General features: G+C 55.0%; 12 protein-coding genes and 1 other RNA gene. 1 reads left to right on the forward strand and 12 read right to left on the reverse strand.

The features are described 5' to 3' along the window. Nucleotides 1-55: 55 nt before the first annotated feature. From N2K86_RS19330 to N2K86_RS19385, 12 genes are all read right to left on the reverse strand, one after another. Nucleotides 56-424, reverse strand: coding sequence for a FlxA-like family protein (locus N2K86_RS19330; protein WP_260659664.1), 369 nt, complete (start codon nucleotides 422-424; stop codon nucleotides 56-58). After that, complete coding sequence (locus N2K86_RS19335) at nucleotides 421-627, reverse strand: hypothetical protein (protein ID WP_260659665.1); 207 nt, start codon at nucleotides 625-627, stop codon at nucleotides 421-423. Before N2K86_RS19335 ends, N2K86_RS19330 begins: the two co-directional genes overlap by 4 nt. Before the next feature lie 178 nt (nucleotides 628-805). Beyond that, nucleotides 806-3,100 (reverse strand): formate C-acetyltransferase, encoded by a 2,295-nt coding sequence (pflB, locus tag N2K86_RS19340; RefSeq protein WP_260659666.1) that lies wholly within the window; start codon nucleotides 3,098-3,100, stop codon nucleotides 806-808. Nucleotides 3,101-3,115: 15 nt separating this feature from the next. Then, the gene (gene tdcD / locus N2K86_RS19345) at nucleotides 3,116-4,324 is read right to left on the reverse strand and encodes a propionate kinase (RefSeq protein ID WP_260661732.1); all 1,209 of its coding nucleotides are present in this window, start codon (nucleotides 4,322-4,324) and stop codon (nucleotides 3,116-3,118) included. Between the two features lie 30 nt (nucleotides 4,325-4,354). Next, nucleotides 4,355-5,686: a threonine/serine transporter TdcC gene (gene tdcC / locus N2K86_RS19350; RefSeq protein WP_260659667.1), complete on the reverse strand. Its 1,332-nt coding sequence runs from the start codon at nucleotides 5,684-5,686 to the stop codon at nucleotides 4,355-4,357. Between the two features lie 9 nt (nucleotides 5,687-5,695). Next, complete coding sequence (gene tdcB / locus N2K86_RS19355) at nucleotides 5,696-6,685, reverse strand: bifunctional threonine ammonia-lyase/L-serine ammonia-lyase TdcB (protein ID WP_260659668.1); 990 nt, start codon at nucleotides 6,683-6,685, stop codon at nucleotides 5,696-5,698. A 100-nt stretch (nucleotides 6,686-6,785) separates the two neighbouring features. Next, nucleotides 6,786-7,706 (reverse strand): transcriptional regulator TdcA, encoded by a 921-nt coding sequence (gene tdcA / locus N2K86_RS19360; protein WP_260659669.1) that lies wholly within the window; start codon nucleotides 7,704-7,706, stop codon nucleotides 6,786-6,788. Nucleotides 7,707-8,369: 663 nt separating this feature from the next. Continuing rightward, an RNA gene (rnpB, locus tag N2K86_RS19365) (RNase P RNA component class A) lies at nucleotides 8,370-8,746 on the reverse strand. 32 nt (nucleotides 8,747-8,778) lie between these two features. After that, nucleotides 8,779-9,924: a glycerate 2-kinase gene (gene garK, locus N2K86_RS19370; protein ID WP_260659670.1), complete on the reverse strand. Its 1,146-nt coding sequence runs from the start codon at nucleotides 9,922-9,924 to the stop codon at nucleotides 8,779-8,781. Between the two features lie 76 nt (nucleotides 9,925-10,000). After that, the gene (gene garR, locus N2K86_RS19375; protein ID WP_260659671.1) at nucleotides 10,001-10,891 is read right to left on the reverse strand and encodes a 2-hydroxy-3-oxopropionate reductase; all 891 of its coding nucleotides are present in this window, start codon (nucleotides 10,889-10,891) and stop codon (nucleotides 10,001-10,003) included. 20 nt (nucleotides 10,892-10,911) lie between these two features. Next, complete coding sequence (gene garL / locus N2K86_RS19380) at nucleotides 10,912-11,682, reverse strand: 2-dehydro-3-deoxyglucarate aldolase (protein WP_260659672.1); 771 nt, start codon at nucleotides 11,680-11,682, stop codon at nucleotides 10,912-10,914. Between the two features lie 15 nt (nucleotides 11,683-11,697). Then, nucleotides 11,698-13,032: an MFS transporter gene (locus N2K86_RS19385; protein WP_260659673.1), complete on the reverse strand. Its 1,335-nt coding sequence runs from the start codon at nucleotides 13,030-13,032 to the stop codon at nucleotides 11,698-11,700. A gap of 413 nt (nucleotides 13,033-13,445) precedes the next feature. On the opposite strand from N2K86_RS19385, the gene garD reads away from it, so the two are divergent. Beyond that, a complete protein-coding gene (gene garD, locus N2K86_RS19390) occupies nucleotides 13,446-15,017 on the forward strand; it encodes a galactarate dehydratase (protein ID WP_126545292.1) in 1,572 nt (523 codons plus the stop codon). The last annotated feature ends 6 nt before the right edge of the window (nucleotides 15,018-15,023 follow it).

Consider the following 15,023-nt stretch of genomic DNA (forward strand, 5'->3'; position numbering starts at 1 on the left):
ATAAAAATGATATCTAACCTTAAGTATGACGAAAAGCGGCCCAAAGAACCAATTTTTAGATATATACATCAATATAGCTGGTTATCTTCTTGATGTGATCTATCTGTTCTTCTCCGTTTTGTTTTGGTGTAGATTCTGCTTTTTTCTGCTGTGCTTCTTCAACTTGTTGTCTCTGGAGCTGGCCAAGCTGTTCATAAAGATGTGCTAGCTGCTGACTAAGCTCTGCTATTCTGCGTTCTTTTTCTTCAGTAGTCTCATCTATCTCACCACTGGCAATACCTTCAACATAATTATGGATTTCTTTTGTTAAGGCCTCGATCTGCGCCTCTACCTGCTTGATTTTTGATGCTGAATTGTTCCTGCCCGGGCTGGCTTCAGCGTGTATGGCCTGCCTAAGTTGTTGTCCATTTGAGATCGCCGTCATAAGTTCTCCTTTATCTTAGAAAAGACTGGTGGTCGTTTCTGAATTACATCGGCAACAACTACAACATCATAAATATTTCTATTGCTCCTTGTACCGAAGCGATTTTGAATGTTTTGTGGATTTATTTGATTTTTTATATTCAGCCAGAGGCAGCTTGTCGCTCGAACCATACCGACGCTTGCTGGTAAACGCTCACTGCTCATGGGTATGGGTTCCCCTGTTTAAGTCTTCTTAGATGACGCTGAGGTGCCTGTTAAATCCGTGGCGCTCCCGTTTTTCAAGACTGGATGAATATGTGTGAGTAATTACATAAACAATTTTGTATGGTTAGCGGGCAAAAAAATGCCCCCTGCGTTGAGGGGGCATGAGACCTGAATGTCGTCAGATTGCCTGCGTAAACGTCCTCGAAATCACATCCTGCTGCTGCTCGCGCGTTAGGGCGTTAAACCGCACCGCATAGCCTGAAACGCGGATCGTCAGGTTCGGGTAATTCTCGGGATGCGCAATGGCATCCAGCAGCATCTCACGGTTCATCACGTTGACGTTCAGATGCTGGCCGCCCTCAATAGCCGCTTCGTGATGGAAGTACCCGTCCAGCAGCCCCACCAGATTGGTTTTACGCACCAGCTCATCTTTGCCCAGCGCCTGCGGCACGATGGAGAAGGTGTAGGAGATCCCGTCTTTCGCATAGGTGAACGGCAGCTTGGCAACCGACGTTAGCGAGGCCACCGCCCCTTTTCTGTCGCGTCCGTGCATCGGGTTCGCGCCTGGGGCAAACGGCGTGCCGCCGCGGCGTCCGTCCGGCGTGTTCCCGGTCTTCTGACCGTAAACCACGTTGGAGGTGATGGTCAGGATCGACTGGGTTGGCACCGCGTTGCGGTAGGTTGGCAGCGCCTGAATTTTCTTCATAAAGCGCTCCACCAGATCGCAGGCGATGCTGTCCACACGGTCATCGTTGTTGCCGTACTGCGGATAGTCCCCTTCGATGACAAAATCGACCGCCAGACCGGTATGGTCGCGCACAGGTTTCACCGTGGCATATTTGATGGCCGACAGGGAATCCGCCGCCACCGACAGCCCGGCAATGCCGCAGGCCATGGTGCGATAGACGTCCCGGTCGTGCAGAGCCATCAGCGAGGCTTCGTAGCTGTACTTATCATGCATGTAGTGAATGAGATTCAGGGCGCTGATGTACTGCACCGCCAGCCAGTCCATAAAGTGATCGAGGCTCGCCATCACGGTGTCGTAATCCAGCACGTCGTCCAGCAGCGGCTCGGTTTTAGGGCCGACCTGGATCTTTAGCTTCTCATCCACCCCGCCGTTGATCGCGTACAGCAGCGTTTTGGCGAGGTTGGCGCGTGCGCCGAAGAACTGCATCTGCTTGCCGATCACCATCGGGCTGACGCAGCAGGCAATGGCGTAGTCGTCGCTGTTGAAGTCCGCACGCATCAGATCGTCGTTCTCATACTGCAGCGAAGAGGTGACGATCGACACCTGCGCGGCGTATTTCTTGAACGCGATCGGCAGCTGCTCAGACCAGAGGATCGTCAGGTTTGGCTCCGGTGCAGGCCCCATGGTGTGCAGCGTGTGCAGATAGCGGAAGCTGTTTTTGGTCACCAGCGTGCGACCATCCAGCCCCATGCCGCCGATCACTTCCGTGGCCCAGATCGGATCGCCGGAGAAGAGCGTGTCGAACTCCGGCGTGCGCAGGAAGCGCACCATGCGGATCTTCATGATGAAGTGGTCGATCAGCTCCTGCGCCTGCACCTCGTTCAGCCGCCCGGCCTGCATGTCGCGCTCAATGTAAATATCAAGGAACGACGCCGTGCGCCCCAGTGACATCGCCCCGCCGTTCTGGGATTTCACCGCGGCGAGATAAGCAAAGTAGACCCACTGAACCGCTTCCTGGGCGTTCATCGCCGGACGTGAAATATCGAAGCCGTAGTTCGCCGCCATCTGCTGGATCTGCAGCAGCGCGCGCCTGTGCTCCGCCAGCTCTTCACGCAGGCGGATCGTGGCTTCCAGATCTTCTCCGCGCTCCAGCCTGCCCTGCAGATCGGTAAACTGCAGTTCACGCTCGCGCACCAGATAAGCGATCCCGTACAGCGCCACGCGGCGATAGTCGCCGATGATGCGCCCGCGCCCGTAGCCGTCCGGCAGACCGGTCAATACGCCGGATTTACGGCAGCGCATCATCTCCGGCGAGTAGACGTCAAATACGCCCTGGTTGTGGGTTTTGCGCAGTTCGGTAAACAGGTATTCAAACTGCGGATCCATCTCGCGACCATAGGCTTCGAACGAGCTGCGGATCATGTTGATCCCGCCGTACGGATGCAGGGCCCGCTTGAGCGGCTTGTCGGTTTGCAGGCCGACGATCGTCTCCAGCTCCTGGTCAATATAGCCCGGCCCGTGAGCCGTAATGGTGGTGGCAATGTTGGTGTCAAAATCCACCGGGGCGTGGGTGGCATTCTCCTGGCGAATGCCGACCATCACCTTCTGCCACAGCGCCGTCGTTGCTGGCGTCGCCTGCGCGAGGAAAGCTTCATCGCCTTCATAAGGGGTGTAGTTATGCTGAATAAAATCGCGCACGTTGACGGCGTTTTTCCATTCTTCACCGCGAAACCCGGCCCATGCGTCGCTGTAGGGCGCGACGCCCGTATCGATTGTAACTTTCATGTGATTCTCGCTTTATCAGGCGTAAGCCGCAGCCGGGGTAACCTTTCCAAGACGGAGGGCGTCCAGCGCGATCATTTTTTCTTCGTTGGTAGGGATAACCGCGCAGGCCGCGCGGGACGACTCGGTGGAGATCACGCGCTCACCCACGCTGCCCGGCAGGGCATTTTTGGACTCGTCGAGGATGATGCCGAATACCTTCAGGTGGTCCACCACCAGCGCGCGGATAAGCACGGAGTTCTCACCGATCCCGCCGGTAAACACCACGCCATCCAGGCGGTGCAGCGACGCCGCGTGTCCCGCAATGTGCCGCGCAATGCGGTGGACGAAGGTATGGATAGCCAGCTGCGCCCGCTCGTGGCCGTCGTGCCAGGCTTTCTCTAATGCCCGCAGATCTGAGGAGAGGCCGGAGATCCCCAGCAACCCGGATTCTTTATTGACCACGCGCTCCAGATCCTCAAACGACTGCCCGGTCTGCCGGGCAATCCACGCCATCGCGCCGAAGTCCACGTCGCCGCAGCGCGTCCCCATCACCAGCCCTTCCAGCGGCGTCATCCCCATGGAGGTATCGACGCTTTCGCCGTTGCGCACCGCGCAGATGGACGCCCCGTTGCCGAGATGGGCAATCACCAGGCCGCTATCATCGGGGGACAGCCCGAGAAGCGAATGTGCCTGCGCGGCCACATAGCGGTGAGAGGTGCCGTGGAAGCCGTAGCGGCGTACGCCCAGCGCTTCAAAGTAGCGGTACGGCAGACCGTACAGATACGCCTGCGGCGGCAGCGTCTGGTGGAAGCTGGTATCAAATACCGCCACCTGCTGTACGCCCGGGAAGAGGCGCTCTGCCGCTTCCACGCCGCTCAGGTTGGCGTAGTTATGCAGCGGCGCCAGCGGGGAGACCTGGCGGATCTGCTCCATCACCTCTTCCGTGATCAGGGTCGACTCGCTGAAGAGGTCGCCGCCGTGCGCAATGCGGTGGCCAATTAAGGCCACGCTGCTCATCAGATCGCGCTTCTCCAGCTCCAGGGCGATGGCAGCCAGCGCCCCTTCGTAGTCCTGGTGAGCCAGTCTGACCGGCTCACCCCCGTTCACGGAAATAAAGGCCTTCTCGGTGTTAATCCCGTCTGCAATCCCCGTCATCAGGGCATCACAGCCTGCAGCGTCCAGCACAGAAAACTTAACAGAGGACGATCCGCAATTAATAACCAGTACTACCGGAAACTCAATCATCATGTGACTCCGCTCTTCCTGAGCTTTGGGTTAGAACAGTTTGTAAACGATATTCAGAATGGTCAGCAGGCCAACCACGGTAACGAAGATGTTCTCGGTACGGCCTTTGTATTTCGCCAGCGCCGGTGCTTTGCGGATGGCGTACATCGGCAGCAGGCACAGCAGAGAGGCGATGATTGGCGCGCCCATGGCTTCAATAAGGTCCAGAATGTTCGGGTTGGCGTAGGCCACAACCCAGGTGGAGCCCATGATGAAGACCATGCTGATGGTATTCAGTTTGCCAACGGAGACTTTCTTCTTATCGCCCTTATAGCCGAACTTCAGGATCAGGCCGTTCAGCCCTTCCAGCGTGCCGAGGTAGTGACCAAAGAAGGATTTGAAGATAGCGACCAGCGCAATGATGGACGCGCCGTATTCCAGCACCGTGGCGAACGTGGATTTACTGCCCGACATCGAGGCGAAATGGTTCGCCAGATAAGAGAGCACCGGAATGTTCTGCGCCTTGGCGTCCGCCATGTTCTGCGGAGAGAGGGTGAACAGGCAGCTGAAGGCGAAGAACATCACCACGGCCACCATCAGCAGGCTGGCGCGACCGATGATTTTGGAACATTTCTGCTCGGTAAACTCTTTCCCGAACTCCGGCTCGTACTCTTCGCGCTTGGAGACAACGAATGAAGAAACAATCGGTGAGAAGTTAAAGGAGAAGACCATGATGGAGATCCCCAGCCACACCGTGACCAGAATGCCGTCATGACCGGTGAAGGCGATATCGCTCAGATTGACCTGGTCGATCACCGCAGAGTTCCAGTAAGGGATCAGCGACAGGGAAATCAGCACCAGGCTGGCGATAAACGGGAACACCAGGAAGCTCATTACCTTCACCATCAGGTCTTTGCCAAACCAGATAACAAAGGCCATCAGCAGCAGCAGGAACAGCGCCACAAATCCACGGTTCAGCGCGGGCAGCTGGAGCTGGTTTTCCCAGAAGGTCATGAAAGTGTTGGTAATGGTGACGCCGTAAATCCACAGCAGCGGACAAATCGCAAAGAAATAGAGGAAAGTGATCACCACCCCGCCGGTCTTACCGAAGTGCTCTTCTACCGTTTCGGTGATGTTGCCGGACACATTGCTCCCGGACAGACACAGGCGCGCCAGCGCCCGGTGGCAGTAAAACGCAATCGGGAAGGCGAGAACCAGCATCAGCAGAATGGGGATCAAGCCACCAAAGCCTGCGCGAATGGGGAAGAACAGCACGCCCGCGCCAATGGCGGTACCAAACAGGCCAAGCGTCCAGGTGGTATCAGACTTACGCCAGGAGGACGTTTTTGTCTGGCCAACGATAATGCTTTCTGTGTTGCTCATAGATCATCCTTATGCGTCAACGAAGCCGGTAATTTGGGAAACACGGGAGAGATCGATATTACCGCCGGAAATAATGCAGACGGTTTTACGGCCCTGAATATAGTGGTCTAGCTTGCCGCTTAATAACGCTGCGCAGGCCAGCGCGCCAGCACCTTCCGTCACCACTTTATTTCGCTGAATGAGTGCGATCATGCTGTTGCGAATATCGTCCTCGCTGACCAGCACAATATCGTCAACTAATTCACGAACAATTTCGAAGGTTAATTTACCGGGACGAGAAACATCGCAGCCGTCCGCTAATGTTCCGGTAACGCGATGGTTGACGATTTCCCCGGCCTGATAAGACGCTGCCATACCGTGAACGTTCTCAGACTGCACACCAATAATATTAATGGTCGGGTTGATGGATTTAATCGCCGTAGCAATCCCGGCAATTAATCCGCCGCCGCCGACAGGCACAATGACGTTATCCACGTCGTATAAATCTTCGAGGATTTCCAGGCCGATGGTGCCCTGACCGGCAATCACTTTTGGGTCATCGTAAGGCGGAATAAAAATGCGCCCTTCCATCTCGACGATTTCGCTGACCTTAGCGATGGTGTCGTTGAAGTTCTCGCCGTGCAGCACCACTTCGGCGGAGTAGTCACGCGTGGCGGCAACCTTGGATTTCGGCGCGCCCATCGGCATCACCACTTTGCCGTCGATGCCCAGCATGGCGCAGGAGAGGGACACACCCTGCGCGTGGTTTCCCGCCGAGCAGGCGACAACGCCTTTGCGTTTTTCAGCATCGGTGAGTGAGCTTAACTTATTAAACGCGCCGCGAATTTTGAAAGAACCAGTACGCTGCATGTTTTCAAATTTCAGGAATATCTCACCCTTACACCGTTCGCTCAGATAATTCGAGCGCGGCATACCGGTTTTATAGATTTTTCCTGCCAGTCGTTTTCTGGCATCCTGAATATCTTCAATCGTTACCGGGAGATCGTAAGTAATGTGCATAATATCCTCGTTATAATAATTCATTGTTTTCAGGCAAAGTCAGGGTATCAGAGCGTTACAGAGTTAAGCTCTGGGTGTTTTTAAAATGGATACTAATTATTCATCGTCGTTTTTCGATATTCATCGACGAATATTGTTTTGCCAGTTCAACTAATACTGACGCTGATTTTTTAATACTGTAATTTTTAGACCACACGGCGGCATAACGCGCCACCGGTAATTCATCTTCCACCGGCAGGACAATAAACTGGTCCGAGCCGAAGGGCGCAATCATGTCACGGGGGATCACCGTCAGGTAATCGGCATTGAGGACAAGGTTATAGATGGTGACGACGGAATCGGTCTGGACGATGTTTTCAATGCTGATGTGGTTGTCTTGCAGGGTGGTCAGGAGTTCGTTGTAGTAGCCCATATCGGTTTGCGGCATCACCCACTGCTCGTGCGTGAGCGATGCCAGTCTGGTCGGGCCGGTGCACGTTCGTAATTTACTCGCCACCAGCACAAACTCGGATTCAAACAGTGGCTCAACGTGAAGATCCTGAAGCTGCATCCCGTCGCTCAGCGTACCGATGGCAAAATCCAGTCGGCCGTCGCGGATAGCGGGCAGGAACGAAGAGAGCTGTGCTTCGTACATCGAGACGCGTGCTTTCGGGAACACTTCCTTGAATTTTTTGATCATCTCAGACAGGAAAGTGAAGCCTATAAGCGACGGATAGCCAAAGGAGACGTCCATAACGGTACTAAAACTGAGGCTGTTAATCTCGCTCACCATGTTTTTCATTTCACGAGTGATCGACTCTGAATACGAGAGCAGAACCTGGCCTGCTGCGGTCAACTTAACGCCCGTGTTTTTACGAATCATCACTTCCACGCCGAAGTAGGACTCGATATCGCTGATGATTTTGCTGACGGCCGGTTGCGTCAGGCCCAGCTGTCTTGCCGCAGAACCTATGGAGCCACTTTTAATGACTTCCTGAAATACCACGAGGTGCTGTGTTTTCGGTAGAATAATAGTGTTCATAATATTCTGCGCTTATTTCCCTATGACGGAGCGAATTCTACCTAATAGTGTTTAAGGGGGTATGTGCTGTTACTCACAATTTGCCTTTTCACATCATTACCCACCTCGGCAAAACACCATTAAAACACCTATATATCAATGAGTTAATAATATAAAAACACGTCAATACGCTGATATTGATCAACAAAAATGGCGGTAATAACTTTATTTTATGGTGATAACCCCAATGGATTTTTTGTATTTAAAAATATCAATAAAGACTATCTTTCAGGCAATTAACGGCTAATAAACAACCGTTTTCTATTTAAAACATTTTTGTGTTTTATCAAATAGAACAATAATGACGTTGCCAGCACATACAAAAGGGTCGAATACATCACACATTCACAGAGAGAATGTTTTTGAATTCAATATTCACATATCAAATGTGAAAACTATGAACACCATTACCGCAACATCAGCAACAAATTAACAACACTGAGAAAGCGTTCTTTTCTAGCGGGAAATTTTGTGATTAGGATCGTATATGGCAAATGAACGGATTCATTAACCACATAAATAGTGAAATGTGCTTAGTGTCGCAATTTTGATAATTGGTATCATTTGCCCACATGACAGGATGACCAGAAAGCAAAAACCCCGCCGAAGCGGGGTTTTCTAAGAAGTTGAAGCTGACCGATAAGCCGGGTTCTGTCGTGGACAGTCATTCATCTAGGCCAGCAATCGCTCACTGGCTCAAGCAGCCTACCCGGGTTCAGTACGGGCCGTACCATGTGAACCCCTATTTGGCCTTGCTCCGGGTGGAGTTTACCGTGCCGCGGACTGTTACCAGCCGCGCGGTGCGCTCTTACCGCACCCTTTCACCCTTACCTGATCCCGCTTGCGCGGGCCATCGGCGGTTTGCTCTCTGTTGCACTGGTCGTGGGTTTCCCCCCCAGGCGTTACCTGGCACCCTGCCCTATGGAGCCCGGACTTTCCTCCCCTCCGCCCGTCTCCCCCGAAAGGGACGACGACGAAGCGGCGACTGTCTGGTCAGCTTCGGCGCGCAGTATAGAGGGTTTGCGCGCCGCTGTCACCCTTGGGTATGCATCCCCACCTGCAAAGTCGCGGCGATATTGCGTGAGGCGCGGTAAATGTTGTCATAGGCGCCGCGAAACGCCTCTTCCAGTGAACCAATGCTGGTCAGCACGCTGAACACGGCGTCAATGCCGTACTGGTGCACTACGCCCACATCCGGGGTCAGGCTACCGGCAATGCCAATCACCGGCTTATGGTATTTTTTGGCGACGTTTGCCACGCCGACGGGCACTTTGCCGTGAATGCTCTGGCTGTCGATACGCCCTTCCCCCGTCAGCACCCATGTGCAGTCGTGGATATGCTCTTCAAGGTTGAGCGCCTGAGTGACAATCTCAATCCCGCTCTTAAGTTCCGCGCCGAGAAACGCCATCAGCGCTGCCCCCATCCCCCCCGCAGCACCGGCTCCGGGTACATGCTTCACGTCGATACGCAGGGATTTTTTAATCACGTCGGCAAAGTGGCTGAGATTGGCGTCCAGCTCGAGGATCATCCCCTCGGTCGCCCCTTTTTGCGGGCCGAAGACGCGCGACGCGCCTTTCTCTCCCACCAGGGGGTTGGTGACGTCGCAGGCGACGCGGATCGTACAATGCTGAAGACGCGCATCAAGACCCGAAAGATCAATACTGTTAAGCGCCATCAGGCTGCCGCCCCCGTAGCCGATCTCCGTGCCGTTGGCATCGCTGAGCTTCGCCCCGAGCGCCTGCATCATCCCCGCGCCACCGTCGTTGGTGGCGCTGCCGCCGATACCGATAATAATATTGCGCGCGCCTTTATCCAGCGCGCAGAGGATAAGCTCCCCGGTGCCGCGTGAAGTGGTGTTGAGCGGGTTGCGCTGTGCCGGAGGGACTAATGCCAGACCGCTGGCTGCCGCCATCTCGATAAACGCCGTACTGCCGTCACCGGACATTCCCCAGCAGGCATTCACCTTTTCACCCAGCGGGCCCGTGACGACGGCATAATGTTCGCTGCCGTGGGTGGCGGCGATCATCGCTTCTACCGTGCCTTCCCCGCCATCGGCTACGGGAACAGAAACATAAAGTGCGTCGGGGAAGATTTCCCGAAATCCTTTTTCTATCGCCTGAGCTACCTCGGTGGCAGAGAGGCTTCCTTTATAAGAGTCTGGCGCGATTACGATTTTCATAGTTGTAGCCTGTTACAGCACGGATCCGGCCTGGACCGTAGGCCCGGTGAGCAAAGCGCCACCGGGCAGGACGGCATTAGCGAGCAACTTCCACTTTCGCCAGTTTTTCGTAGTAGCACGCGATGGCGCTATGGTCGGCGGTGCCCAGACCGTCCGCGCGCAGCGCCTGCATCATCTCCATGACCGCAGCGGTCAGCGGCAGCTGTGCCCCCACGCCATGAGAGGTATCCAGCGCGTTAGCCAGATCTTTAATGTGCAGGTCGATACGGAAACCCGGCTTGAAGTTACGATCCATCACCATCGGTGCTTTCGCATCCAGCACGGTGCTGCCCGCCAGGCCGCCGCGGATTGCCTGGTACACCAGATCCGGGTTTACGCCTGCTTTGGTTGCCAGCGTCAGCGCTTCAGACATCGCCGCAATGTTCAGCGCCACAATCACCTGGTTCGCCAGCTTGGTGACGTTACCCGCCCCAATTTCACCGGTATGCACCACAGAACCCGCCATGGCTTTCATCAGGTCGTAATATCTGTCGAAAATCGCCTTGTCGCCACCCACCATCACCGACAGCGTGCCGTCGATGGCTTTTGGCTCGCCGCCGCTGACCGGCGCGTCCAGCATGTCCACGCCTTTTACCTTTAGCGCCTCGCTGATTTCACGGCTGGCCAGCGGGGCAATAGAGCTCATGTCGATAACCACCAGTCCCGGCTTCGCGCCGTCGATAATGCCGTTCTCGCCCAGCGCCACCTCTTTCACGTGCGGGGAGTTTGGCAGCATGGTGATGATCACATCACACTGCTCGGCAACCGCTTTGGCCGTCGAGGCCGCTTCTGCGCCAGCTGAAATCACTTCCGCCACAGCGTCTGAATTACGGTCTAAAACCACCAGTGAGTAACCCGCTTTGATGAGGTTCTTACTCATTGGTTTACCCATGATACCTAAGCCAATAAAGCCCACTTTCAGCGTCATAATCTTTTCCTCAGTGATGGTTATTTTTTAAAAGCGTCTGCTAATTTCTGCGTGGCGGAGCGGAACACGCCGAGATCGCTGCCAACGGCAACGAACGTCGCCCCCCACTCCAGATAGCGGCGGGCATCGGCTTCAACCGGGGCCAGAATGCCGCACGGTTTGCCGTGCGCTTTGGCACGCGCGAAAATGTGCTGAATGGCGCGCTGCACGTCAGGATGACCCGCATTGCCCAGATGCCCGAACGCAGCGGCCAGGTCGCTTGGACCGACAAAGATGCCGTCCACGCCGTCGGTTGCAGCAATGGCATCGACGTTATCCACGCCCTGCTGGCTCTCGATCTGCACCAGGATGGTGATGTTCTTGTTGGACTGGGCGAAGTAGTCCGGCACGGTGCCAAACATGTTGGCGCGGTGCGACACGGACACGCCGCGAATGCCCTCCGGCGGGTAGCGAGTAGAGGCCACGGCCAGCACCGCCTCTTCTTCCGTTTCCACGAACGGGATCAAGAAGTTGTAGAAACCGATATCCAGCAGGCGCTTGATGATGACCGGCTCGTTCGTCGGCACGCGTACCACCGGCGCGCTATGGCTGCCCTTCAGCGCCATCAGTTGCGGAATAAAGGTGCTGATGTCATTTGGCGCATGTTCGCCGTCCAGCACCAGCCAGTCGAACCCGGCCAGCCCCAGCACTTCAGTGCTGATCGGGTTTGCCAGGGCAGACCAGCAGCCAATCTGGATCTGGTTTGCCGCGAGGGCTGCCTTAAACTTGTTCGGGAAGATATCGTTACTCATCGCTTATACCTTTGCTTATTTCTGCAATTCCATACGTTTGATGTCGCCTACCACGAACAGGTAGCAGAACATCGCCATCAACGCTGAACAGCCAACGAATACCAGTGCCGCGTTGAACGAATGCAGTTCACTGACCAGATAACCAATGACCAGTGGAGTCGCAATCGACGCCACGTTGCCAAAGACGTTAAACACCCCGCCGCACAGGCCAACAATCTCTTTTGGCGCGGTGTCGGAAATCACCGGCCAGCCCAGCGCACCAAAGCCTTTACCGAAGAACGCCAGCGCCATCAGGGCAACCACCAGCGTGGTGTTGTTGGTGTAGTTACACAGAATGATGGACGACGCCAGCAGCATGCCGAGCACAATTGGCAGCTTACGCGCCAGGGTGATCGACTTGCCCTGCTTAATCAGATAATCCGAGAACACCCCGCCCAGCACGCCACCGGCAAAACCGCACAGCGCCGGAATGGAAGCCACCAGGCCCACCTTCAGAATCGACATCCCTTTTTCCTGCACCAGATAAATCGGGAACCAGGTAAGGAAGAACCAGGTGATGGTGTTGATAAAGTATTGACCAAAAAAGACGCCCAGCATCATGCGGTTGGTCAACAACTGTTTGATGTAATGGAGCTTAGGACCGCCTGCGACCTGCTCACCGGGCTTTTTGTGGTCCATATCCACCACCGCGCCGCCTTCGGAGATGAACTTCAGCTCCTGCTCTGACATGCGAGGATGGTCGGTCGGGTTATGGATGTACTTCACCCATACGCCGGTCAGCACAAAGCCAATCACGCCCATCACGGTAAATACGTGTTCCCAGCCCCAGGCGAAGGTCAGCCAGCCCAGCAGCGGAGAGAAGATCGCCAGCGAGAAATACTGCGCAGCGTTAAACAACGCAGAAGCCGTACCGCGCTCTTTGGTCGGGAACCAGGCCGCGACGATACGGGCGTTCGCCGGAAACGACGGCGCTTCCGAGAAGCCGAGCATAAAGCGCATGATGAACATCGACACGCCCGCCCAGGCCAGCGGGAAGACATCCACAAAGCCCTGCAGGAAGGTGAACAGCGACCAGAAGAACAGGCTGTAGGTATAGACCTTTTTGGAGCCGAACTTATCCAGCAGCCAGCCGCCGGGAATTTGCATCAGCAGGTAGGCCCAGCCGAAGGCGGAGAAGATATACCCCATTGAGACGGCACTGAGCTGCAGCTCTTTTGCCACTTCCGTACCGGCAATCGACAGCGTCGCACGGTCAGCGTAGTTAATGGCCGTGACGATAAAAATAATCAGTAATATTAAATAGCGAGTGGGCACACCCTTTTTCGATTCTACAGCGGTATCCAGAATCATGTTTATTTCCTCAGGCACAGCGATAAATTTATATTTATAATTTTAGAAAGTACATTTCCTGATTATTTATCGATAGCAGGTAATATCAGGTAATTAACCAGACGCAATATCAACGTGATTCAGTATAATCATCACTTTTTGGCATCACACTGGATTAACGCTCAATTTTCACACTTTAAATGAATAATTTTTTGAGCATATGCACAAAGCACTGGGCGCTGCTGCACAAAATCACGTATTCACAGCCACCGCGCGCTATCTCTCGCTTTAGGGGGTGATCTGGATCACACTCTTATATCTCAAGTCCTGACATTCTTTATTTAAGAAAGCAGCATCTTTATTTCGAAAATAAGTAAATAACTATCTGCATGGCTGCATTAATGATCAGACACTTTGCTGGAGAATAGTGAACAATGGCCGACATTGAAATTCGACAGGCATCGCCGACGGCGTTTTATATAAAAGTACATGACACCGATAACGTGGCGATTATTGTCAACGACAACGGCTTAAAAGCGGGAACCCGTTTCCCGGACGGGCTGGAACTGATTGAGCATATTCCACAGGGGCATAAGGTGGCGCTGGTGGATATTCCGGCGCACGGTGAAATCGTGCGCTACGGTGAAATTATTGGCTATGCCGTCCGCGCGATCCCGCAGGGAAGCTGGATTGAAGAGTCGCTGGTTGAACTGCCAAAAGCGCCGCCGCTGAACACCCTGCCGCTGGCGACGCGGGTGCCTGAACCGCTGCCGCCGCTTGAGGGCTATACCTTCGAAGGCTACCGCAACGCGGACGGCAGCGTCGGCACCAAGAACCTGCTCGGCATTACCACCAGCGTGCACTGCGTGGCGGGCGTGGTGGATTACGTGGTGAAAATCATCGAGCGCGACCTGCTGCCGAAATACCCGAACGTGGATGGCGTAGTGGGTCTGAACCACCTCTACGGCTGCGGCGTGGCGATCAACGCGCCCGCGGCGGTAGTACCTATCCGCACCATTCACAATATTGCCCTCAACCCGAACTTTGGCGGCGAGGTGATGGTCATCGGCCTGGGGTGTGAAAAACTTCAGCCTGAGCGCCTGCTGCAGGGCACCGAGGATGTGAAAGCGATTCCGGTAGACGATGCCAGCATCGTACGTCTGCAGGACGAGCATCACGTCGGCTTTAGATCGATGGTCGACGATATTTTGCAGGTGGCTGAACGCCATCTGGATAAGCTCAATAAACGCCAGCGTGAAACCTGCCCGGCCTCTGAGCTAGTGGTAGGCACCCAGTGCGGCGGCAGCGATGCGTTTTCCGGCGTGACCGCCAACCCGGCGGTGGGCTATGCGTCCGATCTGTTCGTGCGCTGCGGTGCCACGGTGATGTTCTCCGAAGTGACCGAAGTGCGTGACGCCATCCACCTTCTGACGCCGCGCGCCGTCAACGAAGAGGTGGGCAAACGCCTGCTGGAAGAGATGGCCTGGTACGATAACTATCTCGATATGGGGCAAACCGACCGCAGCGCTAACCCGTCGCCGGGCAACAAAAAAGGCGGCCTGGCCAACGTGGTGGAAAAAGCCCTTGGTTCGATTGCCAAATCCGGCCAGAGCGCGATTGTCGAAGTGCTCTCTCCGGGCCAGCGCCCGACCAAACGCGGCCTGATTTATGCGGCAACGCCTGCCAGCGATTTCGTCTGCGGCACGCAGCAGGTCGCATCCGGCATTACGGTGCAGGTCTTTACCACCGGGCGCGGCACGCCGTACGGTCTGATGGCGGTGCCGGTGATTAAAATGGCGACCCGCACCGAGCTGGCAAACCGCTGGTATGACTTAATGGACATCAACGCGGGCACCATCGCCACCGGGGAAGAGAGCATTGAGGATGTGGGCTGGAAGCTGTTCCACTTCATTCTGGACGTGGCGAGCGGGCGGAAGAAAACCTTCTCTGACCAATGGGGATTGCATAATCAGCTGGCGGTGTTTAACCCGGCACCGGTGACGTGAGTTCCC

The sequence above is a fragment of the Enterobacter mori genome (assembly GCF_025244905.1).
In the GTDB taxonomy this organism is placed as follows: Bacteria; Pseudomonadota; Gammaproteobacteria; order Enterobacterales; family Enterobacteriaceae; genus Enterobacter; species Enterobacter mori_A.

Bases quoted from the DNA above. Each gene is read 5' to 3' on its own strand.
- tdcB (WP_260659668.1), bottom strand. From the start codon at position 6,685: ATGCACATTACTTACGATCTCCCGGTAACGATTGAAGATATTCAGGAT.
- garL (WP_260659672.1), bottom strand. From the start codon at position 11,682: ATGAGTAACGATATCTTCCCGAACAAGTTTAAGGCAGCCCTCGCGGCA.
- tdcC (WP_260659667.1), bottom strand. From the start codon at position 5,686: ATGAGCAACACAGAAAGCATTATCGTTGGCCAGACAAAAACGTCCTCC.
- tdcD (WP_260661732.1), bottom strand. From the start codon at position 4,324: ATGATTGAGTTTCCGGTAGTACTGGTTATTAATTGCGGATCGTCCTCT.
- garK (WP_260659670.1), bottom strand. From the start codon at position 9,924: ATGAAAATCGTAATCGCGCCAGACTCTTATAAAGGAAGCCTCTCTGCC.
- N2K86_RS19335 (WP_260659665.1), bottom strand. From the start codon at position 627: ATGAGCAGTGAGCGTTTACCAGCAAGCGTCGGTATGGTTCGAGCGACA.
- garR (WP_260659671.1), bottom strand. From the start codon at position 10,891: ATGACGCTGAAAGTGGGCTTTATTGGCTTAGGTATCATGGGTAAACCA.
- N2K86_RS19385 (WP_260659673.1), bottom strand. From the start codon at position 13,032: ATGATTCTGGATACCGCTGTAGAATCGAAAAAGGGTGTGCCCACTCGC.
- pflB (WP_260659666.1), bottom strand. From the start codon at position 3,100: ATGAAAGTTACAATCGATACGGGCGTCGCGCCCTACAGCGACGCATGG.
- tdcA (WP_260659669.1), bottom strand. From the start codon at position 7,706: ATGAACACTATTATTCTACCGAAAACACAGCACCTCGTGGTATTTCAG.
- garD (WP_126545292.1), top strand. From the start codon at position 13,446: ATGGCCGACATTGAAATTCGACAGGCATCGCCGACGGCGTTTTATATA.
- N2K86_RS19330 (WP_260659664.1), bottom strand. From the start codon at position 424: ATGACGGCGATCTCAAATGGACAACAACTTAGGCAGGCCATACACGCT.